The organism is Mesorhizobium waitakense (assembly GCF_056431085.1).
The window spans coordinates 203812-227988 of sequence record NZ_JBWKME010000019.1; the positions used below are offsets into that span (position 1 = coordinate 203812).

Consider the following 24177-nt stretch of genomic DNA (forward strand, 5'->3'; position numbering starts at 1 on the left):
ACTCTCGGCACAACGACATGCCCCGCTGTTTGTCATCGATCTCGACATCGCGCTAAAGCTGGCATGCAAGCGAACCATCGGCCGCGGACGGACGCGGCGCGCCATAGACTGAGCAGGACTTCTTACCGATGACATTGATGGGCGCGGCGGCACTGCTGATCCTGGTCCTGACTTACGCCGGTGTCGCCATTGGCCGCATCCCGGGCCTGCGCCTCGACCGCGCGGGGATCGCGCTGCTCGGCGGGGCCGCGATGATTGCTGTCGGCGCGCTCAGCATGGAAGATGCTTACCGAGCGATCAATTTCGACACCATCACGCTTCTGCTCGGCATGATGATCGTGGTGGCACATCTGAAGGTCTCCGGCGCCTTTCGTGGCCTTGGCGCCGTCGCCATCGAGCATGCGCACGCGCCCTTCATGCTCCTAGTCATGGTGACGCTGCTGACCGGCGTGCTGTCGGCCTTCCTGGTCAACGATGCCATCTGCCTGGTTATGGCGCCGATCGTCGTCCACGTCACCCGCGTCATCAAGCGAAACCCCATCCCCTACCTGATCGCCACCGCCACCGCGTCGAATTGCGGCAGCGTCGCCACCATCACCGGCAATCCGCAAAACATGGTGATCGGCGCACTGTCGGGCATTTCCTATCCTGCCTTTTCGGCAGCCCTTGCTCCGGTCGCCCTGTTTGGCCTAGTCGCGGTCATTGTCATCGTCCGCATCGTCTACCGGGCCGAATTCGCCCGCACGGCCCAATTGACCCCAGAAGTCTCGCGTGGCCGTATGCACAAGGGACAGGTGCTGAAAGCGGTGGTGGTCTGTATCGGATTGGCCATCGCCTTCTTCGCCGGCGTCCCCGTCGCCAAGGCGGCACTCATCGGCGGTGCCATTCTCTTGCTCACCCGTGCCATTAAACCGGAACGCATCTACCGCGAGATCGACGGCCCGCTGCTGTTCATGTTCGCCGGTCTGTTCGTGGTCGTGGCCGGCGCGGAAAAGACGCTGCTGACGCCAGACATGATCGCCTCGGCAAAGAACCTTGGGCTGGACGATGTCTGGCGCCTGTCCGGCTTCACCGCGGTGCTCTCCAACATCATGAGCAATGTCCCCGCCGTGCTGGCGCTGCGGCCCTTCATACCCGGCCTCGAAAACCCCGAACGCGCCTGGCTGGTGGTCGCCATGAGCTCGACGCTGGCCGGCAATTTCACGCTGCTCGGCTCGGTCGCCAACCTGGTTGTCGCCGAGCAGGCAAGGACCGCAGGTACACAGCTGTCGTTCGGCGCTTTCTTCAAGGTCGGCTTGCCGCTGACATTGATAACGCTGGTCGTCGGCACGGCATGGCTGGCGTTTGGATTCTAGACCTGGTTGCTTGCAATTCGAGCCCGGACAAGCGTCGACGCGGCGCGGCCGGCTGCCTCGACGTAATCGGGGTTGCGGTGGATCAGCATGATCGAAAAGGAGCCATCTATCAGCAGCACGATCTCGCGTGCCAGGGCTTGCGGCTCCTCGACGCCGCGGTCGGACAACTCGCCAGCCAGCCATGTTTCAAAATTTGACTTGTGTCGCGACCCGACCTTGATCGCCGGATGTCCAGGCATCGAGGCGAGTTCCGCCGCCGTGCGCAGGAAGCCACATCCTTTCCACTTCGGATGGTGAGCAGCCTTTGCCAGATTGGTGAAGATCGCCTCGACCTTGCGATCCACTCCGCCTTCGGCGGCATCGAACCAGCCGGCCATCCGCTTCAGATTGGGTTGGTCGCGGCCATCGAGATAGGCGGCGATCAGGTCGTCCTTGCTCTTGAAGTGGTAATAAAGCGTCCGCTTGGTGAGCCCGGCTTCCTCGGCAACGGCATCGACGCTGACGCGGCCGATGCCTTCCGCGTAAAACAGTCTTGTCGCGGCATCGACAATACGTTTGCGGGTGGGGCTTTGCGCTTCAGGCATCAACCTATGTATACCGACTAGTGAATATACACAAGCGGCAAAGGGCGTAACCTTCCAGCCCGTGAGCATACTGGGGAAGGAAGCCAAATGACCGATCTTGTCCGTAACGAAACCCGGGATGGGATTGCCATCCTCACCCTCAACCGGCCGGAGAAACTCAACGCGTTGAACTATGCCTTGATCGATCGCCTGCTCGCAGTCCTCGACGACATTGAAGTCGATGCCGGCGTTCGGGCGGTCATTCTTACCGGAGCAGGGGAGCGGGCGTTTTCGGCGGGTGGCGACATCCATGAATTCTCGGCCAGTGTGGCGCTTGGCGTCGATGTCGCGATGCGTGACTTTGTGATGCGCGGGCAGCGGCTGACGGCAAGACTGGAAGCATTCCGCAAACCCGTCATCGCCGCCGTCAACGGCATTGCCTTTGGCGGCGGCTGCGAAATCACCGAGGCCGTGCCGCTGGCCATCGCCAGCGAACGCGCCCTGTTCGCCAAGCCGGAAATCAGCCTTGCGATGCCGCCGACCTTTGGCGGAACTCAGCGCCTGCCCAGGCTCGCCGGGCGCAAGCGGGCGCTCGAACTGCTTTTGACCGGCGATTGGTTTCCGCCGCAGCGCGCCCTTGAACTTGGCCTCGTCAACCAGGTGGTGCCGCATGGCGATTTGATGCCGGCCGCAATTGGCCTCGCCAAGCGTATCCTGCGGCACTCCGATCTTGCGATCGCGGGCATCCTCACAGCGGTGGCGCGCGGCCTCAACATGAGCATCGCGGAAGGCCTGCTGGTCGAAGCCGAGCAGTTTGCCCGCATGGCTCCGACAGCCGACCTGCGCGAAGGGCTGGATGCCTGGCTGACCCGCCGCGCGCCGCGCTATGACGGCTCATGGACGCACATAGCGCGGCCTGACGAGGCTAGGCGGGCCTCGTTGGCACTGGATCAGGGCGCCACCACCAAACGGCCTTTCATATTGGGGTGGAAACGGCAGAAATAATCGACCGTCTCTGCCTTCTGAAGGGTCAGGCTCGCGGATTTTTTCGGCGGGATCGTCACCTCCCAGCCGCCCTTGACGGTCGCCGTGTGGGCGAACACGTCCTTGTTCACCCACTCGATCGTGTCGCCGACCTTGGCCTCGACGGTGGCTGGGGAGAACACCAGCTTGTCGATGGCGACCTTGATGGTTTCAGCCTGTGCCGGAACGATGCCGATGGCCAGCGTCAGCGAGATCCACAGATAGCGTTTCGACATGCTGCCTGCCCCTATTTCAGCATGCCGGCGACATGTTCGGCATGCTGCTCATGGCCCTGGAAGATCTTCAGGCCGGTCTCCAGCAGGCTCTTCAGTTCGGCATTGCTGGCCGACGGGATGAGCAGCGTTTCGAGAGCGCCGTTGACCTGCTTGTGGTAGGCGACCTCGTTGTCGACATAGGCCTTGTCGAAGGCAGCACCCTCGAGCTTGGCCAGTTTGGCCTTCTCTTCGGCAGCCGCCTTGCTCAGCGCCTGGCTGGTGGCGTTGTCTTCCGGCGTCACCTTGAGCTTCTTGACCAGGTCGAGCGCCTGCACGTTCACGGCTTCGTGGTCGCGCACCATGTCGTTGGCGAAAGCCACGACGTCCTTGTTCTTCGATTTCTCGATCGCCAGCTTGGCAGCTTCAACGTCGATGACCCCGGCCGTGTAGGCGATGTGGGCAATCTGTGGGTCGGTCGGCTTGTCGGCCGCTTGTGCGAACGGGGCAGTGCCAAGCAGCAGCATGGCGGCCAGGGCAGCGGTGTGTCGGATAAGCATTGCATCTCCTTCGCCCGGAGCGGAAATCGCGCCGGACAGTGTTTCTCTCGGTTGACGGTCATTGGATGCCGGGCAGCGGCAAACGTTCCCAACGAATCGGTGAAAGGTCAGCTTTCCAGGCCGAGCCGCCGCATCACGGCGCTGGTCAGCCTTTCGCAACGTCGGCCGGCGAAGGGGAACGCATCGAGCAGCACCGGCCCGATCTGGTCGTCCAGTGCCTTGCGCACCAGGGTGCGCGCGCGGTGCAGCCTTGTCTTGACGGTTTGTGGCCGGACGCCGAGGAGATCGGCGGTCTCTTCAATGCTCAGCCCCTCGATCACCCGCGCCACGAACACAGTCCGGTAGACATCCGGAAGGCTGTCGGTGGCCCGTTCGACCAGCTGGAGGATCTGCCGTTGCGCCATCGTCCGTTCCGGATCGTCGCTGGGGTTGAGGGGGAACCGGATGATCTCGGCTTGCGGATTTTCCGGCATTGCCACCGTCCTACGTCTTTTGCGCAGTCGGCCGAGCGCCTCGTTGATGACGATGCGCGACAACCATGTGGCAAGCGTGGAGTCGCCGCGAAACGCATCGAGATGGGCGAAGGCCCTGACATAGGCCTCCTGCACGATGTCCTCGGCCTCACTGTCGTTGCGCACCACGCCGCGGGCGATGCGATAGAGCCGCTGGTTGTGCATCTTGATGATGGTGCGGAAAGCGTCGCCCTCGCGCGCCAAGGCGCGGCGCACGAGCTGCATGTCGCCTGAAGCGACAGAAGGCATGGCCGTCAAGACAGCAGGCATGGCCAGTTCCTCAACCCAATCCCGGACCGAAACCCGATTGAAAGATTGGATGGCATTGCCGGCAAAAGGTTCCCGGCCATTTTTGCCGGGTCCGGCGGCGGCTACCGTACCGCTTCCGGCGCGGACTTGTCAGCAGCCTGCAGACGCGCCGTGGCCGCCAGCAGATCGGTCTGTGTGATCAGCCCGAGAACGCGCTTGTCGTCGTCGACGACGATGACCGCATGACTGCGGCCGTCGGTGAGTATGGGCAGCAGACCCATGGCGGCGAAACCGGCGGCGGCTGTCGCTGCGGGTGATATCACGGATCCGACCGTGCCGGAGGCCAGTGCCAGTTCCCGCAATCCCACGGTGCCTGCCAGCCTTGCCTCTGCGTTGACAACCGGCAGGGTACGGATGTTGTGGTCAAGCAGCAATTGGCGCGCCGCGCCGGCAGGCGTGTGTTCATCGACCGAGATCACATCGCGCGACATGATGTCCTCGCACAGCAGGCCCTTGTGCGCGCGCACCAGAGCCTGCAATTCGACTTGCCGCAGCAGCCGGTCGAGATCGTTGCGATCGATATCGAACGTCTCTTCGAGCGCGCCAAGTGCGGCATCGATGTCTTCGGGCTGGAAGCCGACGCGCAACTGCGCCGGCCGATCGACGGTGCCATGGGTGTTCGTCGGGGGAATCGGCACGTGCGGGTAATTGCGACGGGCCAGCTTGTGGAAGCCGTAGCCCAGTGCCACCAGCAGAAGCGAGTTCAATGCCACCGGCACGAATGGAAACAGGAAGCCGGCGCTGATGACGGCTGGCCCTCCCAACACTGCCGTCAGGGCGGCCGCTCCGCCCGGCGGATGCAGGCAGCGCGTGAACGACATGGCGGCGATGGCAAGCGCCACCGCGATGCCGGTGGCAAGGGCGGTTTCGTGGATGAAATGCGCCACGATCACGCCGACCAGCGCCGATATCGTGTTACCGCCGATGATTGACCACGGCTGCGCCAATGGGCTGGCCGGCACCGCGAACAGGAGCACGGCCGAGGCTCCCATCGGCGCCACCAGCAGCGGCACGTGCGGGCCGTTGCCGAGCACCAGACCGCCGATCGCGCCGGTCAGTGCAATGCCGATCGTCGCGCCGATGCAGGCGATGATGCGCTCGCGCAGCGTCGCGCCGGCAAGAATCGGAACAAAAAGGCGAAAGGCCATGGGAGTCGGAAACTCTGCCGGTATGCCAGAGGGAAGTCGAAACCAGATGATCGCACCGCAATGACGCGGCATTGTCGGATTTGAAAGCCAAATTGATCCGCAAAGGCGCGGCTTTTAGAAATAGAATTCCGTGCTTTGCCGAATCAGTTGGGCGGGTGCCCCGATCGCTCAGGCAGAAGCCGCGGCGGTCAGGCCACGCAGAATGTCGGCCTTCAGGTCGTCGACATCCTCGAGGCCGATTTGGAGGCGGATCAACGGGCCTTCATACGGGCCCTTTGCGACAACGCGGTCGGCGAGCCAGACCGGCACCGCAAGGCTCTCATAGCCGCCCCAGGAATAGCCGAGGCCGAAGATCTGCAGCGCGTCGAGAAAGGCGTGCTGCTGCTTCTGGCCGCCGCCGGCAAGCACGATGGAAAAGATGCCGCTCGAGCCGGAGAAGTCGCGCTTCCAGAGGCCGTGGTCCGGATGGCTGGGAAGGGCAGGGTGGAGCACGCGCGCCACGCCCTTCTGGCCCTCGAGCCAGGAGGCGATGGCGAGTGCGCTGCGCTGATGGTGCTCGAGGCGCACGCCCATGGTGCGCAGGCCGCGCAGCACTTGGTAGACATCGTCGGGCCCGGCGCAACAGCCAAGCGTGCAGAAGCTTTCGTAAAGATGCTTCCAGCAGCCTTCGTTGGCCGAGACCGTGCCAAGCAGCACGTCGGAATGGCCCGCCGGATATTTCGTCGCCGCGTGGATCGAGATGTCGACGCCGTGGTCGAGCGGGCGGAAATACAGCGGCGTCGCCCAGGTATTGTCCATCATGACGATGGCGCCTGCGGCGTGAGCCGCCTTGACGATGGCCGGGATGTCTTGCAGCTCGAACGTGTTGGACGCTGGCGATTCCGTGAACACCACCTTGGTGTTGGGCTTGATCAACGCCGCGATGCCGGCGCCGACATCGGGGGCGTAGTACTCGACCTCGACGCCCAGTCGCTTCAGCATGGTGTCGGCGAAGTTGCGCGTCGGGTGATAGACGGAATCGACGATCAGCAGATGGTCGCCCGCCGAGACGAAGGCGAGCAGCGGTACGGTCACCGCCGCAAGGCCCGATGGCACCACGATCGTGCCGGCCGACCCCTCCAGTGCATCTATGGCATGGGCAAGGGCATCGGTCGTTGGCGTGCCACGCGTGCCATAAGTGTATTTCTGGCTGCGTGCAGCCATCGACGCCGCGTCGGGATAAAGAACGGTCGAGGCGTGCACCACCGGTGGATTGACGAAACCGAAATAGTCATGCGGGTTGTTGCCCGAATGGGTGAGCCGCGTGTTGATACCCAGTCGGTCGCCGTCTTTCGCCATTCTTCTTCGCCTTGTTCGACAAGGCGCTAGCCATAGTGCGACCGCTTTGGCCGTGCAAGCGGCCTGCACCCGCCAGGCAACCGACTTCGGATGTACCAAGTCGTGTCTTGTGAAGGGGCGCACAGTCTTGCCCGGTCCGAACGCATTGCGCTCTTGGCCGTTCGGCTATTGAGGACGGCCGGGAAAGATATATGATTGATTCCTAATGTTTTCCCCGGACTGCCTCGATCAGATGCTGCCGGATGATCCTTCCCGGTTGACCTCCTGATCCCTGCGATCCGGGCATCTCGCTTGCAGAGCAGTGAATGCAGCCAAGGGGAGGAATGCTATGGCCGACGTCAAGTGGATGATCAAGGCGCGCGAGTTCGTCAACTGCAACTGCGCCTATGGCTGCCCCTGCCAGTTCAACGCCTTGCCGACGGATGGATCCTGCCGGGCGGTGGTCGGCGTGGAAATCGAGAGCGGCTATCATGGCGACACCAAGCTGGATGGCTTGCGCTTTGCCGGTGTCTTCCGCTGGCCTGGAGCAATCCACCACGGCAAGGGCGAGGCGGCAGTGGTCATTGACGAGCGGGCGACCGAGGCGCAGCGCGGAGCGCTGCTTCGCATTCTCAGCGGTGAGGACACCGAACCCGGCGCGACCATATTCCAGGTCTTTTCGACGACACTGGAGACGGTCCACGATCCGATCTTCGCGGCAATAGACTTCGAAGTCGACGTCGATGCCCGAGCGGCTCGCCTGAACGTACCGGGCGTAACCTCGGGCCGCGGCGAGCCGATCAAGAATCCCGTCACCGGTGCGGAGCATCGGGCGCGCATCGACCTCACGCATGGCTTCGAATATTCGCTTGCCGAGGTCGGGCGTGGCTGGACCAAGGCGACTGGCCCGATCAAGTTCGAACTGGCGGACTCTCACAGCCATTTCGCCAATTTGCACCTCTCGCAAAGCGGCATCGTGAATTGACCTGATCCAATGATCGACACGGCTCTCGAGGCGGTGCTGCGGCGCGACCGCACAGTCGTGACGGCGGCGCTCGTCATCATAGCCGTGCTCGCATGGGTCTATGTGATGTGGCTCGCGGCCGACATGACCATGCAGAATGCTGCCGCCCCGAGCGCCGCAGTTGGCGATATGGCCGGCATGGACATGTCAGGCACCGATGCGGGCGATATGGATATGCCGGGCATGGATAAGGGTGGCATGGACATGGGCGCCACGATGGCGCCCGGTTTCCGCGCCTGGGCGCCAGCCGACTTCGCTTTCATCTTCGCCATGTGGTCCGTGATGATGGTTGGCATGATGACGCCGTCGGTCGCGCCGATGGTGCTGCTTTATGCCGGGGTCGGTCGCAAGGCGCGGGCGGGCGGGCGGCCCATCGCGTCGACTGCATGGTTTTTCACCGGATATCTGCTCGTCTGGGTTGCCTTCAGCGTGGTCGCGACCGCCGCGCAATGGTTGCTGGCCAGTCAGGCCTTGCTGAGCCCGTTGATGGCAACCAACAGTACGGTTCTCGGCGGCCTCGTCCTAATCGCGGCCGGCCTCTATCAATGGACGCCGATGAAGGGCGTCTGCCTGCAGCAATGCCAGGCACCGATCGCATTTCTGGCCAGTCATGGCGGGTTCCGCTCCGATCCGCTTGGTGCGCTTCGATTCGGGATCGTTCATGGCGCCTATTGCCTCGGCTGTTGCTGGGCGCTGATGGCGCTCCTGTTCGTCGGCGGCGTCATGAACGTGCTGTGGATCGCCGGCATCGCCATCCTCATTCTCCTGGAAAAGACCGTCCCGACCGGGCAACTGATCCCGCGCATCTCTGGCACGCTGATGGCGGCAATAGGCGCCTGGCTGCTCGTCCAAGCACTCTGAGCATGTGCTCCTCCCGTTTCCGGGCGGCACGGCCATGCAACCCTGTCACCCGCCATGTGACAGTCCTTGCATGCGCCAATTCATCCCCGGATAAATTCAGCAACGCAGTAGATCCGCGGGACCGTTTCGCTGGCATAGTTCGGATCCGCGCCGACCGGACTTTGCCGATTTTGTTTGCGCGGCTTGCTAATTTTCCGACGCTCTTGGCTGCAATTCAGGCATTTGCGACCGTTGGTTTTCAAACTCTTTCGAATTCGGTCATTTTCCTTGACCTCACGGGAATTATCGCCTTCGATGCCATTCGTGAATGGGAGGCGGCGCGTCGGTTGCGATGTGGGGTTCCGGGTATGGGCCGGAATGGGAGCTGCGTTCACACGGGAAAAGATCAGGGTTTGCCTGAAAAACAGAGAAAAGGGTCTGTGGGTCATGAAACATATTGCTATCAGCATTCTTGGCGCCGCCACGCTTGGGTTGATGGCGTCAGCCGCCTCGGCAACGACGCTCGACACCGTCAAGGCGAAAGGATTCATCCAGTGCGGTGTCTCGACCGGCCTGGCTGGCTTCTCGGCGCCGGACGACAAGGGTGACTGGCAAGGTATCGACGCGGATTTCTGCCGCGCTGTCGCGGCCGCCGTCTTTGGTGACGGCACCAAGGTCAAGTTCACGCCGCTCAGCGCCAAGGAGCGGTTCACCGCGCTGCAGTCCGGCGAGGTCGACATCCTGTCGCGCAACACCACCTGGACCATCAATCGCGACACGGCGCTTGGCCTGAACTTCGTCGGCACCACCTACTATGACGGCCAGGGCTTCATGATCAACGCCAAGAAGCTGCCCGGCGTCAATTCCGCGCTGCAGCTTTCCGGCGCCGCCGTCTGCGTGCAGAGCGGAACGACCACCGAGCTCAATCTCGCCGACTATTTCAAGGCCAACAAGATGGAGTACAACCCGGTCGTCTTCGAGAAGCTGGAAGAGGTCAACGCCGCCTATGATGCCGGCCGTTGCGACGTCTACACCACCGATCAGTCTGGTCTCTACGGCATTCGCCTGACGTTGGGCGCGCCGGCCGACCACGTAGTGCTGCCCGAGATCATCTCGAAAGAGCCGCTCGGGCCGGCCGTGCGCCAAGGCGACGACCAGTGGTACCACATCGTCAAGTGGACCTATTTCGCGCTGCTCGACGCCGAGGAACTCGGCATCACCAAGGCCAATGTCGACGAAATGAAGAACTCCGCCAGCCCGGAGATCAAGCGCGTGCTCGGCCAGGAAGCCGATACCAAGATCGGCACCGATCTCGGCGTCTCCAATGACTGGGTCGTCAACATCGTCAAGGCCACCGGCAACTATGGGGAAATGTTCGACCGCAATGTCGGCTCGGGCAGCCCGCTCAAGATCGCCCGCGGCATCAACGCGCTGTGGACCAAGGGCGGCCTGCAATACGCTCCGCCGATCCGCTGATCGAAATGTGATCCGGAAGGCAGATCGTCTGCCTTCCGGTTTCTCTTTCAGGGGACGGTCGAATGGCATCGCAGGAAGTTCTTCGCCAGGAGCCAAGTCGCGCTTCTCTCATAAATGATCCAAGAGTCCGCAGCATTTTCTATCAATGCCTGGTTGTCGCCTTGCTGGTGTCTGGTGTCTGGTGGATCGTTCACAACACCATCGTGAACCTGACGAACCTGCATATTGCCTCCGGCTTCGCCTTTCTGAGAGGCCGCGCCGGCTTCGACATTTCCGATACGGCGATCGCCTATACATCGGACTCCACCTATGGCCGGGCCATCATCGTCGGCTTGATCAACACATTAATCGTCGCGTTTGTCGGCATCATCACCGCCACCATCATTGGTTTCATTGTCGGCATTGGTCGGCTGTCGAAAAACTGGCTGATCCAGAAGATCTGCACAGTCTATGTCGAGGTGTTCCGCAACATTCCGCCGCTGCTGGTCATCTTCTTCTGGTATTCCGGCGTGCTGGCCGTGCTGCCGGCGCCCCGCGATAGCATCAACCTGCCGTTCGGATCCTTCCTCAACCAGCGCGGCTTCTATTTTCCGCGCGCCGTATGGGGTGACGGCTCCTGGCTGATCCCGGTGGGGCTGCTTGTCGGCATCGCCATGGCGTGGTTCGTCGCCCGCAAGGCGCACCAGCGGCAGATGGCGACAGGCCAGCAATTCCCGGTGTTCTGGACGTCGCTGGCGCTGATTGTCGGGCTTCCGCTGCTCGCTTATGTGCTGAGCGGCTTCCCAGTAACCTTTGATTTTCCGAAGCAATCGACTTTCAACCTGACTGGCGGCTTCGTCGTCAAGCCGGAATTCCTGTCACTCTATCTGGCGCTGTCCTTCTATACCGCCGCCTTCATCTCCGAGATCGTGCGCGCCGGCATTCGCGGCGTCGCCAAGGGCCAGAGCGAGGCCTCGGAAGCCCTTGGCCTGCGATCCGGCCAGGCCTTGCGGCTGGTGGTCGTGCCGCAGGCCATGCGCATTGTCATTCCGCCGCTGGCCAGCCAATATCTCAACCTGACCAAGAATTCCTCACTCGCCATCGCCATCGGCTACCCCGACCTGACGGCGACAGCCGGTACGGTGCTCAACCAGACCGGCCAGGCGGTGGAATGCGTGGTCATCATGATGGTGATCTATCTGGCCATCAGCCTTCTGACCTCATTGTTGATGAACTGGTTCAACGCCAAAATGTCACTGGTGGAGAGGTAAGGACATGCAAGAACATGATATGTCCTGGGTCCGCACGGAAATGGCGCTGGCGCAACCGGCGCCGGCCGGCGTCACCGGCCCCGGTGCATGGGTGCGCAAGAATCTGATTGCCTCGACGGGCGACGCCATTCTGACCATTATCGGTATCTCGCTGGTGGTGATGATCCTGCCGCAGATCATCAACTGGGCCTTCATCAACGCCGTGTGGACGGGACCTAACCGGACCGTGTGCGCCACGGTGGCGCAGGGCGGTATCCAGCCGGATGGCTGGTCCGGCGCCTGCTGGGCCTTCGTCAACGCCAAGTTCGGCCAGATCATGTTCGGCACCTATCCGGTCGAGGAGCGCTGGCGGCCGATCCTGGTTGGCATATTGCTGGTCGTGCTCATGGTGCCGATGTTGATGCCGAGCGTGCCGCGCAAGGGTCTCAACGCCCTGCTGCTGATCGTAGGTCTCCCCATTGTGTCGTTCTTCCTGCTGGTCGGTGGCGCGTTCGGTCTGGAACATGTCGAAACGGCACGCTGGGGCGGCTTGCTGGTGACGCTGTCGCTGTCTTTCGTGGCCATCGTCGTGTCGTTGCCGCTTGGCATCGTGCTGGCGCTTGGCCGTCGCTCCAGAATGCCGATCGTAAAGATGCTGTGCGTCATCTTCATCGAAGCCGTACGCGGCATTCCGCTGATCACCGTTCTGTTCATGGCCAGCGTCATGCTGCCGCTGTTCCTGCCGCCGGGCGTCACCTTCGACAAGTACCTGCGTGCGCTGATCGGCGTGTCGCTGTTTGCCGCCGCTTATATGGCTGAAGTGGTGCGCGGCGGCCTGCAGGCGATCCCCAAGGGTCAGTATGAAGGCGCCGATTCGCTTGGCCTTGGCTATTGGCAGAAGATGTATTTCATCGTCATGCCGCAGGCACTGAAGCTGGTCATCCCAGGCATCGTCAACACCTTCATCGGCATGTTCAAAGACACCAGCCTGGTCACGATTATTTCGATGTTCGACCTGCTCGGCATCGTCAAGCAGAACTTCTCCGACGCCAACTGGGCGACGGCGCAGACCGCCAAGTCGGGTCTGATCTTCGCCGCCTTTGTCTTCTGGCTGTTCTGCTTCGGCATGTCGCGCTATTCAATGTACACTGAACGCCGACTCGACACCGGCCACAAACGCTAAACAAAAGAACAAGGGGATCCTGTCATGGCAACCGAAAATGCTGTCAGCGCGGAAGAGATCAAGGTCAACGCCGCCAAGATGCACATCTCCGACACCGATGTCGCCATCGACATCGTCGCCATGCACAAATGGTATGGTGAGTTCCATGTGCTGAAGGACATCAACCTGAGAGTGATGCGCGGCGAGCGCATCGTCATCTGCGGCCCGTCGGGCTCCGGCAAATCGACGATGATCCGCTGCATCAACCGTCTGGAAGAGCACCAGAAGGGCAAGATCATCGTCGACGGCAAGGAACTGACCAACGATCTGAAGAAGATCGACGAGGTGCGCCGCGAGGTCGGCATGGTGTTCCAGCACTTCAACCTGTTCCCGCATCTGACCATCCTGGAGAACTGCACGCTGGCGCCGATCTGGGTGCGCAAGACCCCGAAGAAGCAGGCCGAGGAAATCGCCATGCATTTCCTCAAGCGCGTCAAGATCCCGGAACAGGCCAACAAGTATCCCGGCCAGTTGTCCGGCGGCCAGCAGCAGCGCGTGGCGATCGCCCGTTCACTGTGCATGAACCCGCGCATCATGCTGTTCGACGAGCCGACCTCGGCGCTCGATCCGGAAATGATCAAGGAAGTTCTGGAGACGATGGTCGGCCTTGCCGAAGAAGGCATGACCATGCTGTGCGTCACCCACGAAATGGGCTTTGCCCGCAAGGTCGCCAACCGCGTGATCTTCATGGACCAGGGCCAGATCGTCGAGCAGAACACGCCGGCCGAGTTCTTCGACCATCCGCGCCACGAACGCACAAAGCTGTTCCTGTCGCAGATCCTGCACTAGGTCTTCGATAACCAGGAAGAGCCCGGCTGAAACAGCGCCGGGCTCTTTTGCGTATGGATGAGCAGGAGGCGGGCGGTCTGTGTCGCGCCGGGGTGCGTTTTGCAAGGCCGCCATTCATGAAGAAGCTGGGACGTTTTCTAGGCCTGCTATTGATCGTCGTTGCGCTCGCTGTGACGCTGGGCACTCTCGTGCCGAGGCCGCTATGGCCGCCGGCCGCCGCCAATCCCGCCACCACGCGCCACATCCTGGTGCTGAACAACCCGATCCACACCGATATCGCCATCCCGATGGACGACAGGGTGCGCCAGCGGTTCCATTTCCTGGTCGACGCCGGCATCCCGGCCGAAAATCCGGAGGTTCGCTACATCGTCTTCGGCTGGGGTGGTCGCGCCTTCTACCTGGAGACGCCGACATGGTCCGAGCTCAAGGCCATCCCTGTGATGAAGGCTCTGACCCTCGACGCGTCGGTCATGCATGTCGATGTCGCTGGCGCCATTATCGAACCGCATCAGGATGTCGCCGGCTTCGACATCGGCGAGGAGCGTTTTGCAGCGCTGCTCGATTTCATCGATGCGAGTTTCCAGCGGGGCGCGCAAGGGCCGCTCCTTGTTCCGGATGCGGCCTATTCCAGCTTCGACCGCTTCTATGAAGCCAACGGCCATTTCAACGCGCTGGTCGGTTGCAACACCTGGACCGCGGCAGCCTTGCGTACCGCCGGCTTGCGCACCGGCTGGTGGAACGCGCTGCCGGCTTCGCTCGGTCTGTCGCTGCGGCTTTACAATTAGCACCGCTCAACGGGCTGGCATCCGGGCTATGCCCCAGCTTTCAGCGCCGGATGATTTTCTGCGACTGCCAGCCATAAAGCCAGTCCAAATCGGCGGCGAGTTTTTCAGACGAGCGCATTTTCAGGAACAGATTTCGTGCGATGGAGACTGGACCCGCGGCATGCCAGGCGAGGCGGTTGAGGGCGCCACGACGGGCGACCCTGGCAACGCGCGGCCGCCGCAGGTTCTCCCAGATTTGAAGACTTTGTGCCGGATCGCCGGGCAAATCCGCAACGATATCCGCAAGGGCGGCCGCATCTTCGATCGCCATGGCGGCACCTTGCGCCGCGAACGGCGTCATCGCATGCGCCGCATCGCCGATCAGCGCGATGCGGTCGTTCGTCCAAGGCTGCTTACTCTCGACCGTATGGATCGGCCACGCCGTCCACGGGCCGGCTTCCTCGATCAGACGAGCAAGTGCTGCTGCAGTACCGCGCATGGCACCGGTCAAGATCCTGGTGTCGGCGTTCCCGGACCAGCCCTCGGCAATGCGTTCGCCTTTGGTGAAGGCGACAAGATTGAAGGCAGCACCTTTGCTGACGGGATAGGCGACCATGTGGAAGCCGGGATGCAGGAAGGTGGTGACGCAATTGGTGGCGCCGATCGCGGCAAAGGCTTGTCCGGCAGCGCTGTCGGAAGGAATGGTGGCGCGCCAGGCCAGTTCGCCCGAAAAGTGACTTCTCGGCGAGGCCGCCCCCCTTGTTGTGTCGACAAGCCCGCGCACCGATGACCAGACGCCATCGGCGCCGACCAGCAGCAAGCCCTCGGCCTCGACGGTCTCGCCGTCCATCTCGGCAGCCACGGTGACGCCATGGCTGCCTTTGGCAACGCCGCTGACATGTGCGCCGGGAGAAAGAACAATGCTCGGCATCTCGGCAACGCGCGCAGTCAGTGCGCTCTGCAGGTCAGCCCTGTGAGCAACGAGATAGGGTGCCTGCCAGCGGGCTTCGGCGGCTTGTCCCAGCGGCACGCGGGCCAGTTCGCGCAACGTCGCGGCGTCCTTCAACACCACCGCTTCCGGCCGCACCCCTGCCGGCAGCAGCCGGTCGAGCGCGCCGAACTGGCGAAGAATGCGTGTCGCGTTGGGAGAAAGCTGGATGCCGGCGCCAGCCGCTTCCAGGCGCTGCGCCTGTTCGAACACCTGCACGGGGTAGCCGCGTTCGGCGAACGCCAGCGCGGCGGTCAGCCCGGCGACACCCGCCCCGGCGATGACGATTTGCCGGGACCGCGTGTTGTCCATCGGGCTTGCCGCGAAGGAATCAGGCGGCCTGGTCGATGTAGATACAGCCGGCCGGCAGCGTTTCTGTCGCCTTCAGCTTGGGCGAATAGCGGTAGAGCGTCGAGCAATAGGGGCAGACCTTTTCGTTGTCGTCGCCCATGTCGAGAAACACATGCGGGTGGTCGAAAGGCGGGTTGGCGCCCGTGCACATGAATTCCTTGACGCCGATGTCGATCGCCGGGTGGCCCGCATCGTTCTGGAAATGGGGAATGGAACCGCCTGCCATCGTCGTCGTCTCCTTAACGCAGTCTCTTCTGCATCTGGATCATAACCGGTCTCTTTGCAAGTTCGATGAAATCAAACTGTCGCAAAAGCCTGTCAGAGGATAAGTTAAGCCGGTTAAGGCAATGACCCCGAAAACGGAATCGGGTTACGGAGAGGGTCAGGCCTCGCTTCAGGGCACCTGCGGCGCATCCGGGAAGGTTGCGTCGCTCGGCGGCGGAGCGTGAGGGAAGAGCAGGAAAAATGAACGAACTGAAGCCGGTGCAGAGCGAATTCGTGAATGTCGAGGTGGCTCGCCCGGAGGGCGGCAACCCGGATCGCTTTGTCAACCGGGAGTTTTCCTGGCTGCAGTTCAACCGGCGCGTTCTCGAGGAGTCGCTGAACCTCAATCATCCGCTGCTGGAGCGCGTCCGTTTCCTGTCGATCTCGGCGGCCAACCTCGACGAGTTCTTCATGGTCCGCGTCGCCGGTCTTGCCGGCCAGGTGCGCGAGGGCATCACTCTGAAAAGCCCTGACGGCCGCACCCCCGAACAGCAGCTCGAGCAGCTGCTGCGGGAGGTCGAACGGCTGCAGGAAGACCAGCAGAAGAGCCTTTCGGCACTCATCGTGCTGCTCAACAAGGAAGGCATCGAGAGCATCACCCGTGACGCACTGACCAAGGACGAAAAGATCTGGCTGGAAGACCATTTCCAGGAGCAGGTGTTTCCGGTGCTGACCCCGCTGTCGATCGACCCGGCGCATCCGTTCCCGTTCATCCCCAATCTCGGTTTCTCGATGGCGCTGCAATTGCGCCACCGCAAGAACGGCGAAGAGATGAGCGCGCTTCTGCGCCTCCCTGTGGCGCTGAAGCGCTTCATCCGTTTGCCGGACCGCAAGCACCATGTCCGCTTCATCCCGCTGGAAGAGGCAGTCGGCCTTTACATCGGCAAGCTGTTCCCGGGTTATGAGGTCAAGGGCTCCGGCACGTTCCGCATCATCCGCGACAGTGATATCGAGGTCGAGGAGGAATCCGAGGATCTGGTGCGCCTGTTCGAGACGGCGCTGAAGCGCCGCCGCCGCGGGTCGGTGATCCGCATCGAATTTGACGTCCTGATGCCGGCGGAACTGCGCGAATTCGTTGCCGGCGAGCTAGGCGTATCGTCGAGCCGCATCAGCGTTCTGACCGGTCCGCTGGCGCTCAGCCAGATTTCCGAGATCGTCGCCGTCCCGCGCGACGACCTCAAGTTCACGCCCTACAATCCGCGCTTTCCCGAGCGCATCCGCGAGCACGGCGGCGACTGCTTCGCCGCTATCCGCGAGAAGGACATCGTCGTCCATCACCCCTACGAATCCTTCGATGTGGTGGTGCAGTTCCTGCGCCAGGCGATGGCCGATCCGGAAGTGGTGGCGATCAAGCAGACGCTTTACCGCACTTCCAACGACAGCCCGATCGTGCGCGCGCTGGTCGATGCGGCCGAGGCCGGCAAGTCGGTGACCGCGCTGGTCGAGCTCAAGGCGCGTTTCGACGAGGAAGCCAACATCCGCTGGGCGCGCGACCTGGAGCGCGCCGGTGTGCAGGTCGTGTTCGGCTTCCTTGAGCTGAAAACCCATGCGAAAATGTCGCTGGTGGTGCGGCGCGAGGACGGCAAGCTGCGCAACTATGTCCATCTCGGCACCGGCAACTACCATCCGGTCACCGCGCGCATCTACACCGATCTGTCTTTCTTCACCACCGATCCGACGATTGCCCGCGATGTCGCCCAGCTCTTCAATTTCATCACCGGCTATGCCGAGCCGACGGATGAGATGCGGTTGGCGATCTCGCCGTTCACGCTGAGAAGCCGCATCTTGAAGCATATTGCCGACGAGATTGCTCATGCGGTGGAGGGGAGGCCAGCGCGCATCTGGATGAAGATGAACGCGCTTGTCGATCCGATCATCATCGATGCGCTCTATGACGCCAGCCGTGCCGGCGTCGAGATCGACCTCGTCGTGCGCGGCATCTGCTGCCTGCGGCCGCAGGTCCCGGGCCTGTCGGAAAATATCAGGGTGAAGTCGATCGTCGGCCGTTTTCTGGAACACAGCCGCATCTATTGCTTCGGCAATGGTCATGGGCTGCCATCGGACGAGGCGATCGTCTACATCTCTTCGGCCGACCTCATGCCGCGCAATCTCGACCGCCGCGTCGAGACCATGGTGCCGATCACCAATCCAACTGTGCATGAACAGATCCTGGGCCAGATCATGCTGGGCAACATCATGGACAATCAGCAAAGTTTCGACGTATTGGCTGATGGAACCTCCCGGCGCGTCGTGCTGGAGGAGGGCGAGGAACCGTTCAACGCGCAGGAATATTTCATGACCAATCCGAGCCTGTCGGGACGGGGTGACGCGCTGAAGTCGCACGCGCCCAAGCGCATCGCGCAGTTCAAGCGCCGCAAGAAGAACGCCGCAGCGTCCACCTGATGCTGTCTGATTCCCAGGGCCGGTTGCAGGACCGCCGACCGCTATCCATCATCGACATCGGGTCGAATTCGATCCGTCTCGTCGTCTATGAGGGGCTGGCGCGCTCGCCGACCATGCTGTTCAACGAAAAGATGCTGGCCGGCCTCGGCCGCGGCATCGTTTCCACCGGCAAGCTCGACCCCGAGGCGGTGACGCGCTCGATGGAGGAGTTCCGACGCTTTCGCGCGCTCTCCGACCAGGCCGGCGCCGAGCACATGTATGTGCTGGCCACCGCCGCGGCGCGCGAGGCGATCAACGGTCCCGATTTCATCCACCGTGCCGAGGATGTGCTCAAGACCGAGATCCGGGTGATCAGTGGCCGCCAGGAAGCCTATTATTCGGCGCTCGGCGTCATTTCGGGCTTCCATCCGGCCAATGGCATCGCCGGCGATCTGGGTGGCGGCAGTCTCGAACTGGTCGACGTCAACGGCGAGGCGATCGGCGACGGCATAACGCTGCCGCTTGGCGGCTTGCGCCTGCAGGACATGGCGAAGAACTCGCTGACCCAGGCGGCCAAGATCACGCGTGACGAACTGTCGAGGGCCAAGCTGTTGAAAGGCGGGCAGGGCAGGCCCTTCTACGCGGTCGGCGGCACCTGGCGAAATCTCGCCCGGCTGCACATGGAAATGACAAATTATCCGCTCGGTGTCATGCACCATTACGAGATCAGCGCCGACAGTGCGACGAACTTCCTCAAGCAGGTGGCCAAAGCCGAGATCGAGAAGGTCAAGGGCATCGAAGGCGTTTCGAAGAACCGTCGTTCGCTGCTGCCTTATGGCGCCATCGTGCTGCAGGAGATCATGGCGGCGATGCAGCCGTCGAAGATCATCGTGTCGGCGCTCGGCGTGCGCGAGGGCTTTCTCTATTCGCTGCTCGACGAGGCCGAGCAGAAGGCCGATCCATTGATATCGGCGTCGGAGGAACTCGCCCGGCTGCGCTCACGCTCCGTCACTCATGCGCATGAACTTGTCGACTGGACCGCCAGGACCTTTGCCGCCTTCGGCATCGACGAGACAGAGGACGAGGCGCGCTATCGCCACGCCGCCGCATTGCTGGCCGACATCGGCTGGCGCGCGCATCCCGAATATCGCGGCAAGCAGTCGCTCAACATTATCGCGCACGCGTCCTTCTTCGGCGTCGACCATCCCGGCCGTGCCTTCCTGGCACTGGCCAATGCCTATCGGCACGACGGCATCTTCAACGAAGCCATCGCACCCGAAATCAAGGCGCTGGCTTCGCCGCGTTATCTGGAGCGGGCACGCGTGCTGGCGGCGATGATGCGCGTCGTCTACCTGCTCACGGCATCGATGCCCGGCATCATGCCCCGGCTGAAATGGGAACAGCGCGGCAACGGCGTGCTGGCGCTGGTGCTGCCTGCATCTCTGGCCGACCTCTATGGCGAACGGCCGGCCGGCCGCCTGGCGCAGCTGGCAAGGATCACCAACCGCCGGCTGGTGCTGGCCGTCGAGGGCGGCCCAAGCGTTTCGGTGAAATAGAGCGTTTCGGTGAAATAGGGCGTATCCGTCAAATAGGCCTTACGCCGAACCACGCCCGTCGGCGGACCAGGCACCGGCGCCGGCCATCGCCAGCGCCAGGAAGCCGCCCGCAATGGCGATGTCCTTCATCAGCATCTGCGAATGCAGGAAGGCAAGCACCGCGTCGTCGCCGCCCTGGCCGTAGTGGCCGGTGAAACCAGCGACAATGCAGAAGGCGGCGAGCAGCAGCGCCGTAATCCGGGTCTGGAAGCCGACAAGGATGAGCAACCCGGCAATCAGTTCGAACAAGCCGGTGCCCCAGGCGGCGAGCGTCGGCAGCGGCAGGCCGAGGCTGGCGAAATAGCCTGTCGTGCCGGCAATGTCGGAAAGCGCGTGGAAGCCGGAGGGTACGAACAAGGCGGCAAATAGCAGCCGGGAAAGCAGAAGCAGTGCGTTACGAGGCATGCTTGTCATCTCCGTCGTCAGTCCGGCCGGCTGGTCCTGTTGCGCATCCAAAGGTCGATCCTACCAGCAATGCGGGCGTAAATCCCGGCTGGCAAATCGGGACATGGACTTGTGCACCGACAACGAAAAAGCGGCGCGGAAAATTCCGCGCCGCTTTTGTTTTTCGTGTTCTGGCTGTGGATCAGCCGCGCTTGGCGTCGACCGAATAGGCGCCGGCACCCGAGGTGGCCAGCACGATGAAGCCGCCGGCAATCCCCAGATTCTTGAGGAAGTTGATCATCTGCATCTGATCGGCCCAGCCGGTGTGGGCGACCAGCGCTGTGGCGACGGTGAAGATCGCGAGCACCCAGGCGGCAATCCGGGTCTGGAAGCCGACAAGTATGGCGGCGCCGCCGAGAAGCTCGATCAGGCCGACGATGATGGCCGTCGCGGTCGGTACGGGCAGGCCGAGGCTGCCGAAATAACCGGCTGTGCCGGCGATTGCGGTGAGCTTGCCGAAACCTGAAAGCAGGAAGATGGCGGCAAGCAAAACGCGGCCGAGGAGGATGGTGGCTGAGGCATTGGAAGCGCCGGAACCGGCGACTGAAGTGTTGATGGACATGGTGGCTCTCTCTGGGAAGGGTTCAATGCAACCCAGATAGAGCAAGCTGACTGTTCACCAAAGCCGCCAGACTGGCGACACATTGTTCACAGTACTTACGTTTCCGTGATCGGGCGGCTTACGCAAAATTCGCGTCGAGTGAGGTCGCGACGCGAGTAATTTTTCCCGTCGCCAAATCTCTTACCCCGGGTGCGTCATGTCCTCCGGCCGCACCAGCCGGTCGTAGTCGGCTTCGCTGACCAGCCCGGTGGCCAGCGCCTCCTCGCGCAAGGTGGTGCCCTTCTTGTGCGCGGTCTTGGCGATTTTGGCGGCATTGTCGTAGCCGATGGTCGGCGCCAGTGCCGTCACCAGCATCAGCGAGCGGTCGAGTGCCGCCTTGATGTTGTCTTCGCGCGCCTCGATCCCGATTACGCAATTGTCGGTGAAGGAGACCGAAGCGTCGCAGAGCAACTGCACCGACTGCAGGAAGTTGTAGGCCATCAGCGGATTATAGACGTTGAGCTCGAAATGGCCCTGGCTGCCGGCGAAGGTAAGCGCGGCATTGTTGCCGAACACCTGCACGCAGACCTGGGTCATTGCCTCGCACTGGGTCGGATTGACCTTACCCGGCATGATCGACGAGCCCGGCTCGTTTTCCGGCAGCGACAGTTCGCCGAGGCCCGAACGCGGGCCGGAACCGAGGAAGCGGATGTCGTTGGCGATCTTGAACAGCGCGGCGGCGCAGGCGTTGATGGCGCCGTGCGAGAACACCATGGAATCGTGGGCTGCCAGCGCCTCGAACTTGTTCGGCGCGGTGACGAAGGCAATGCCGGTGATGGCGGCGATGCGATCCGCTACCCTCTCGGCGAAGCCGACGGGCGCATTGAGCCCGGTGCCGACGGCGGTGCCACCCTGCGCCAGCTCCTGCAGGCCGGGCAGCGTCAGCTCGATGCGCTTTATCGACGAGGCGACCTGCGCGGCATAGCCCGAAAATTCCTGGCCGAGGGTGAGGGGGGTGGCATCCTGCGTGTGCGTGCGGCCGATCTTGATGATGTGAGCGAAAGCCCGGCTCTTGGCGTCCAGCGCCCTGTGCAGATGCTTCAGGGCCGGCAGCAAATCGTGCACGATGCGCTCGGCGCAAGCGATGTGCATGGCCGTCGGATAGGTGTCGTTCGACGATTGGCTCATATTGACGTGGTCGTTGGGATGCACGGGCTTCTTCGAGCCCATGACGCCGCCCAGCATCTCGATCGCCCGGTTGGAGATCACTTCGTTGGCGTTCATGTTGGACTGCGTGCCCGAGCCGGTCTGCCAGACGACCAGTGGGAAATGGTCGTTGAGCTTGCCGTCGATAACCTCCTGCGCTGCCTCGACGATGACCTTGCCGATTGCCGGGTCGAGCCGCTTCAGTTCCATGTTGGCTTCCGCCGCCGCCCGCTTGACGATGCCGAGCGCGCGCACGATCGACGCCGGCTGCTTCTCCCAACCTATCTTGAAATTGGCGAGCGAACGCTGGGCCTGGGCCCCCCAATAACGATCGGCGGCGACTTCGATGGGGCCGAACGTGTCGGTTTCGGTTCTGGTCTTTGCAGCGGTCACGGGTCTCTCCTTGTCGAAGTCGGCAACGGCGTATCGCGTTGCACAAACGGCTTCAAGCGGAGATTGCGGGCGGGGCGGATGCAAATCGGTTGAAGCGCTTGCCCCCCTCGATGGGAGAGCCGGGACGCTTACCCGGCCGTGTAGCCGCCGTCGATGGCAAAGACGCCGCCGCTGGTCCAGGCGGCCTCGTCGCTGGCGAGATAGACCGCGATGCCGGCCAGATCGTCGGGGCGGCCGATGCGGCCCAGCGGATAGCTGCGCTCGACATAGGCCGTCAGCTCCGCCTTTGCCTCGGCCGGCAGGTTGTCGACCGTGCTGCGCCGCATGGCGGTGTCGACCGTGCCGGGCGCGATGGCATTGACGCGGATGCCGCGCGGGCCGAGTTCGAAGGCCAGTGATTTGGTCAGCGAGTTCACCGCGCCCTTCGACAGGGAATAGAGGCTCGACGGCCGCTTCGGGATCATCTTGTTGGCGAAATAGGACGAGATGTTGATCACCGACGCGCCTGCTGCCAGATGCGGCAGCAGAGCCTGGGTGAGGAAGAACACCGCCGTTACATTGAGCGCGAAGGATTGCTGGAACTGTTCCTTGCTGACGGTCTCGAACGGCACCAAGAAAGCCACCCCGGCATTGTTGACGAGGATATCGAGCGGCCGACCGGAATGTTTCACGTACCCGGCCACGCCTTCGATGCCGACGCTGGTGGCAAGGACAGCGTCTCGACATTGCCGCCGAGGTGCTTGGCCGCGGCGTCGAGCTTTTTGGTGTCACGGCCGACGATCAGGACGTCCGCACCTTCACGCGAAAAGGCCTCGGCGATCGCAAGGCCGATACCGTCCGATCCGCCGGTAACCAGCGCGCGCTTGTTATGAAGTCTCATAGGACGCTCCGAGGCAGCTTTGGCCACCTCGAGAGCACCGCATATAAGCGACCGCGGTCAAGCCAGCGACCTATCCCAAGGTATGAACTTCGACCGCCGGCATTCTCGCGTGGAACAGCCGGCCCATCGTGCCCAGTGTCGATTTAGGCGCCGACGATCACGGATTCCCGAATGGCGAGCCGTCCCGCGACATAATTCTTGACCTGGCGAACCGCCTGTTCGCGCGAGACGCTGCCCGGCTGCAGGCCGAGCCGCAGCCAAAGCCCGTCGATCAATGCGGTGACGCCAAGCGCGATGTCGTCGGCATCTGCCGGCGAGGCAAGGCCGCGCAGACCGGACAACAGGTTCGAGCGCATGCGCGCGTGGATCACTCTCTGGATACGCGCCATCTTCTCGTCGCGCGGCACCTCGGCGCAGAGCGAAAGCCAGGCATGGCATAGAGGCGGTTGAAAAAGATGCGGTTCGAAATTGCCCTCGATCACGGCATCCATCCGCTCCATCGGGGTGATCGCCCGGCGAAGGCGCGCAATCACCGCCTGGCACAGGACGGCGTTGGCTTCGCGCATCGCGTGCTCGAACAACTCCTGCTTGTTGCGGAAATAGTGCAGCACGATTCCCTTCGAGGCGCCGGCCTGGGCCGCCACCTTTTCCAGCGTCGCGCCGGCAATGCCTTCGCGCTCCAGCACCGCGAACGCCGCCTGCCGCAGTTCCTTGCGGCGTATCTCGCTGAGACGCTTGAGTTTCACCGGATCGATCCATGCATTGCGATTCCACATTGACATTTTCGTCC

At 62.7% G+C, this 24177-nt stretch carries 26 protein-coding genes; 11 read left to right on the forward strand and 15 right to left on the reverse strand.

Translation table 11 applies throughout. The features are described from left to right. Positions 1-128: 128 nt before the first annotated feature. Positions 129-1355, forward strand: a complete 1227-nt coding sequence (locus tag AC07FD_RS07260; RefSeq protein ID WP_478349284.1) for an anion transporter — start codon at positions 129-131, stop codon at positions 1353-1355. Here AC07FD_RS07260 and AC07FD_RS07265 read toward each other — a convergent pair. Beyond that, complete coding sequence (locus tag AC07FD_RS07265; RefSeq protein ID WP_478349285.1) at positions 1352-1939, reverse strand: TetR/AcrR family transcriptional regulator; 588 nt, start codon at positions 1937-1939, stop codon at positions 1352-1354. The genes AC07FD_RS07260 and AC07FD_RS07265 overlap by 4 nt on opposite strands. An 87-nt stretch (positions 1940-2026) precedes the next feature. On the opposite strand from AC07FD_RS07265, the gene AC07FD_RS07270 reads away from it, so the two are divergent. Then, a complete protein-coding gene (locus tag AC07FD_RS07270; RefSeq protein WP_478349286.1) occupies positions 2027-2923 on the forward strand; it encodes a crotonase/enoyl-CoA hydratase family protein in 897 nt (298 codons plus the stop codon). Here AC07FD_RS07270 and AC07FD_RS07275 read toward each other — a convergent pair. The 5 genes from AC07FD_RS07275 to AC07FD_RS07295 form a co-directional block, all read right to left on the reverse strand. Continuing rightward, entirely contained in the window at positions 2869-3177 is a 309-nt protein-coding gene (locus AC07FD_RS07275) for a cupredoxin domain-containing protein (RefSeq protein WP_478349287.1), read from the reverse strand. The two genes, AC07FD_RS07270 and AC07FD_RS07275, sit on opposite strands and share 55 nt — an antisense overlap. Before the next feature lie 11 nt (positions 3178-3188). Beyond that, positions 3189-3713 (reverse strand): DUF4142 domain-containing protein, encoded by a 525-nt coding sequence (locus AC07FD_RS07280; protein WP_478349288.1) that lies wholly within the window; start codon positions 3711-3713, stop codon positions 3189-3191. 107 nt (positions 3714-3820) lie between these two features. Further along, entirely contained in the window at positions 3821-4495 is a 675-nt protein-coding gene (locus AC07FD_RS07285; protein ID WP_478349289.1) for an RNA polymerase sigma factor, read from the reverse strand. 101 nt (positions 4496-4596) lie between these two features. Then, positions 4597-5682, reverse strand: coding sequence for an HPP family protein (locus AC07FD_RS07290; protein WP_478349290.1), 1086 nt, complete (start codon positions 5680-5682; stop codon positions 4597-4599). Between the two features lie 168 nt (positions 5683-5850). Beyond that, positions 5851-7020 carry a cystathionine beta-lyase gene (locus AC07FD_RS07295; RefSeq protein WP_095086170.1) on the reverse strand — a complete coding sequence of 390 codons (1170 nt, stop codon included), beginning with the start codon at positions 7018-7020 and terminating at the stop codon, positions 5851-5853. A gap of 328 nt (positions 7021-7348) precedes the next feature. Here AC07FD_RS07295 and AC07FD_RS07300 point away from each other — a divergent pair, with 328 nt between their 5' ends. Both AC07FD_RS07300 and AC07FD_RS07305 read left to right on the forward strand, forming a co-directional pair. Beyond that, positions 7349-7984, forward strand: coding sequence for a DUF1326 domain-containing protein (locus tag AC07FD_RS07300; RefSeq protein WP_478349291.1), 636 nt, complete (start codon positions 7349-7351; stop codon positions 7982-7984). 9 nt (positions 7985-7993) lie between these two features. Then, the gene (locus AC07FD_RS07305) at positions 7994-8884 is read left to right on the forward strand and encodes a DUF2182 domain-containing protein (RefSeq protein ID WP_478349292.1); all 891 of its coding nucleotides are present in this window, start codon (positions 7994-7996) and stop codon (positions 8882-8884) included. 80 nt (positions 8885-8964) lie between these two features. On the opposite strand, the gene AC07FD_RS07310 is transcribed toward AC07FD_RS07305, so the two are convergent. Beyond that, positions 8965-9312 carry a hypothetical protein gene (locus tag AC07FD_RS07310; protein ID WP_478349293.1) on the reverse strand — a complete coding sequence of 116 codons (348 nt, stop codon included), beginning with the start codon at positions 9310-9312 and terminating at the stop codon, positions 8965-8967. Between AC07FD_RS07310 and AC07FD_RS07315 the strand changes: the two genes are divergently transcribed. The 5 genes from AC07FD_RS07315 (at position 9311) to AC07FD_RS07335 (ending at position 14364) form a co-directional block, all read left to right on the forward strand. Continuing rightward, positions 9311-10339, forward strand: a complete 1029-nt coding sequence (locus tag AC07FD_RS07315) for an amino acid ABC transporter substrate-binding protein (RefSeq protein ID WP_095086162.1) — start codon at positions 9311-9313, stop codon at positions 10337-10339. The genes AC07FD_RS07310 and AC07FD_RS07315 overlap by 2 nt on opposite strands. 62 nt (positions 10340-10401) lie before the next feature. After that, positions 10402-11589, forward strand: coding sequence for an amino acid ABC transporter permease (locus AC07FD_RS07320; RefSeq protein WP_478349294.1), 1188 nt, complete (start codon positions 10402-10404; stop codon positions 11587-11589). Positions 11590-11593: 4 nt separating this feature from the next. Beyond that, on the forward strand, positions 11594-12751 hold the full coding sequence (locus tag AC07FD_RS07325) for an amino acid ABC transporter permease (protein WP_478349295.1): 1158 nt from the start codon (positions 11594-11596) through the stop codon (positions 12749-12751). A 78-nt stretch (positions 12752-12829) separates the two neighbouring features. Beyond that, complete coding sequence (locus AC07FD_RS07330) at positions 12830-13579, forward strand: amino acid ABC transporter ATP-binding protein (RefSeq protein ID WP_184872215.1); 750 nt, start codon at positions 12830-12832, stop codon at positions 13577-13579. A 116-nt stretch (positions 13580-13695) separates the two neighbouring features. Next, complete coding sequence (locus tag AC07FD_RS07335; RefSeq protein WP_478349296.1) at positions 13696-14364, forward strand: TIGR02117 family protein; 669 nt, start codon at positions 13696-13698, stop codon at positions 14362-14364. A 40-nt stretch (positions 14365-14404) separates the two neighbouring features. On the opposite strand, the gene AC07FD_RS07340 is transcribed toward AC07FD_RS07335, so the two are convergent. Beyond that, complete coding sequence (locus AC07FD_RS07340; RefSeq protein WP_478349297.1) at positions 14405-15643, reverse strand: FAD-dependent monooxygenase; 1239 nt, start codon at positions 15641-15643, stop codon at positions 14405-14407. 19 nt (positions 15644-15662) lie between these two features. Further along, positions 15663-15908 (reverse strand): zinc-finger domain-containing protein, encoded by a 246-nt coding sequence (locus AC07FD_RS07345; protein ID WP_378979043.1) that lies wholly within the window; start codon positions 15906-15908, stop codon positions 15663-15665. 239 nt (positions 15909-16147) lie between these two features. Here AC07FD_RS07345 and AC07FD_RS07350 point away from each other — a divergent pair, with 239 nt between their 5' ends. Both AC07FD_RS07350 and ppx read left to right on the forward strand, forming a co-directional pair. Continuing rightward, on the forward strand, positions 16148-18349 hold the full coding sequence (locus tag AC07FD_RS07350) for an RNA degradosome polyphosphate kinase (RefSeq protein ID WP_477226339.1): 2202 nt from the start codon (positions 16148-16150) through the stop codon (positions 18347-18349). Then, positions 18349-19884, forward strand: a complete 1536-nt coding sequence (ppx, locus tag AC07FD_RS07355; protein ID WP_477424426.1) for an exopolyphosphatase — start codon at positions 18349-18351, stop codon at positions 19882-19884. The genes AC07FD_RS07350 and ppx overlap by 1 nt, the downstream gene beginning before the upstream one ends. A gap of 39 nt (positions 19885-19923) precedes the next feature. Here the strand turns inward: ppx and AC07FD_RS07360 are convergent, their stop codons facing one another. The 6 genes from AC07FD_RS07360 to betI all read right to left on the reverse strand — a co-directional run bounded on the left by AC07FD_RS07360 (position 19924) and on the right by betI (position 24169). Beyond that, a complete protein-coding gene (locus tag AC07FD_RS07360) occupies positions 19924-20328 on the reverse strand; it encodes a DoxX family protein (protein WP_478349298.1) in 405 nt (134 codons plus the stop codon). A 181-nt stretch (positions 20329-20509) separates the two neighbouring features. Next, positions 20510-20929: a DoxX family protein gene (locus AC07FD_RS07365; RefSeq protein WP_095086128.1), complete on the reverse strand. Its 420-nt coding sequence runs from the start codon at positions 20927-20929 to the stop codon at positions 20510-20512. A gap of 180 nt (positions 20930-21109) precedes the next feature. Continuing rightward, complete coding sequence (gene fumC, locus AC07FD_RS07370; protein WP_478349299.1) at positions 21110-22507, reverse strand: class II fumarate hydratase; 1398 nt, start codon at positions 22505-22507, stop codon at positions 21110-21112. A gap of 128 nt (positions 22508-22635) precedes the next feature. Continuing rightward, positions 22636-23178, reverse strand: a complete 543-nt coding sequence (locus tag AC07FD_RS07375) for an SDR family NAD(P)-dependent oxidoreductase (protein ID WP_478349300.1) — start codon at positions 23176-23178, stop codon at positions 22636-22638. After that, on the reverse strand, positions 23175-23387 hold the full coding sequence (locus AC07FD_RS07380) for an SDR family NAD(P)-dependent oxidoreductase (RefSeq protein ID WP_478349301.1): 213 nt from the start codon (positions 23385-23387) through the stop codon (positions 23175-23177). The genes AC07FD_RS07375 and AC07FD_RS07380 overlap by 4 nt, the downstream gene beginning before the upstream one ends. A 143-nt stretch (positions 23388-23530) precedes the next feature. After that, a complete protein-coding gene (gene betI / locus AC07FD_RS07385) occupies positions 23531-24169 on the reverse strand; it encodes a choline-binding transcriptional repressor BetI (RefSeq protein ID WP_457154353.1) in 639 nt (212 codons plus the stop codon). Positions 24170-24177 lie beyond the last annotated feature (8 nt).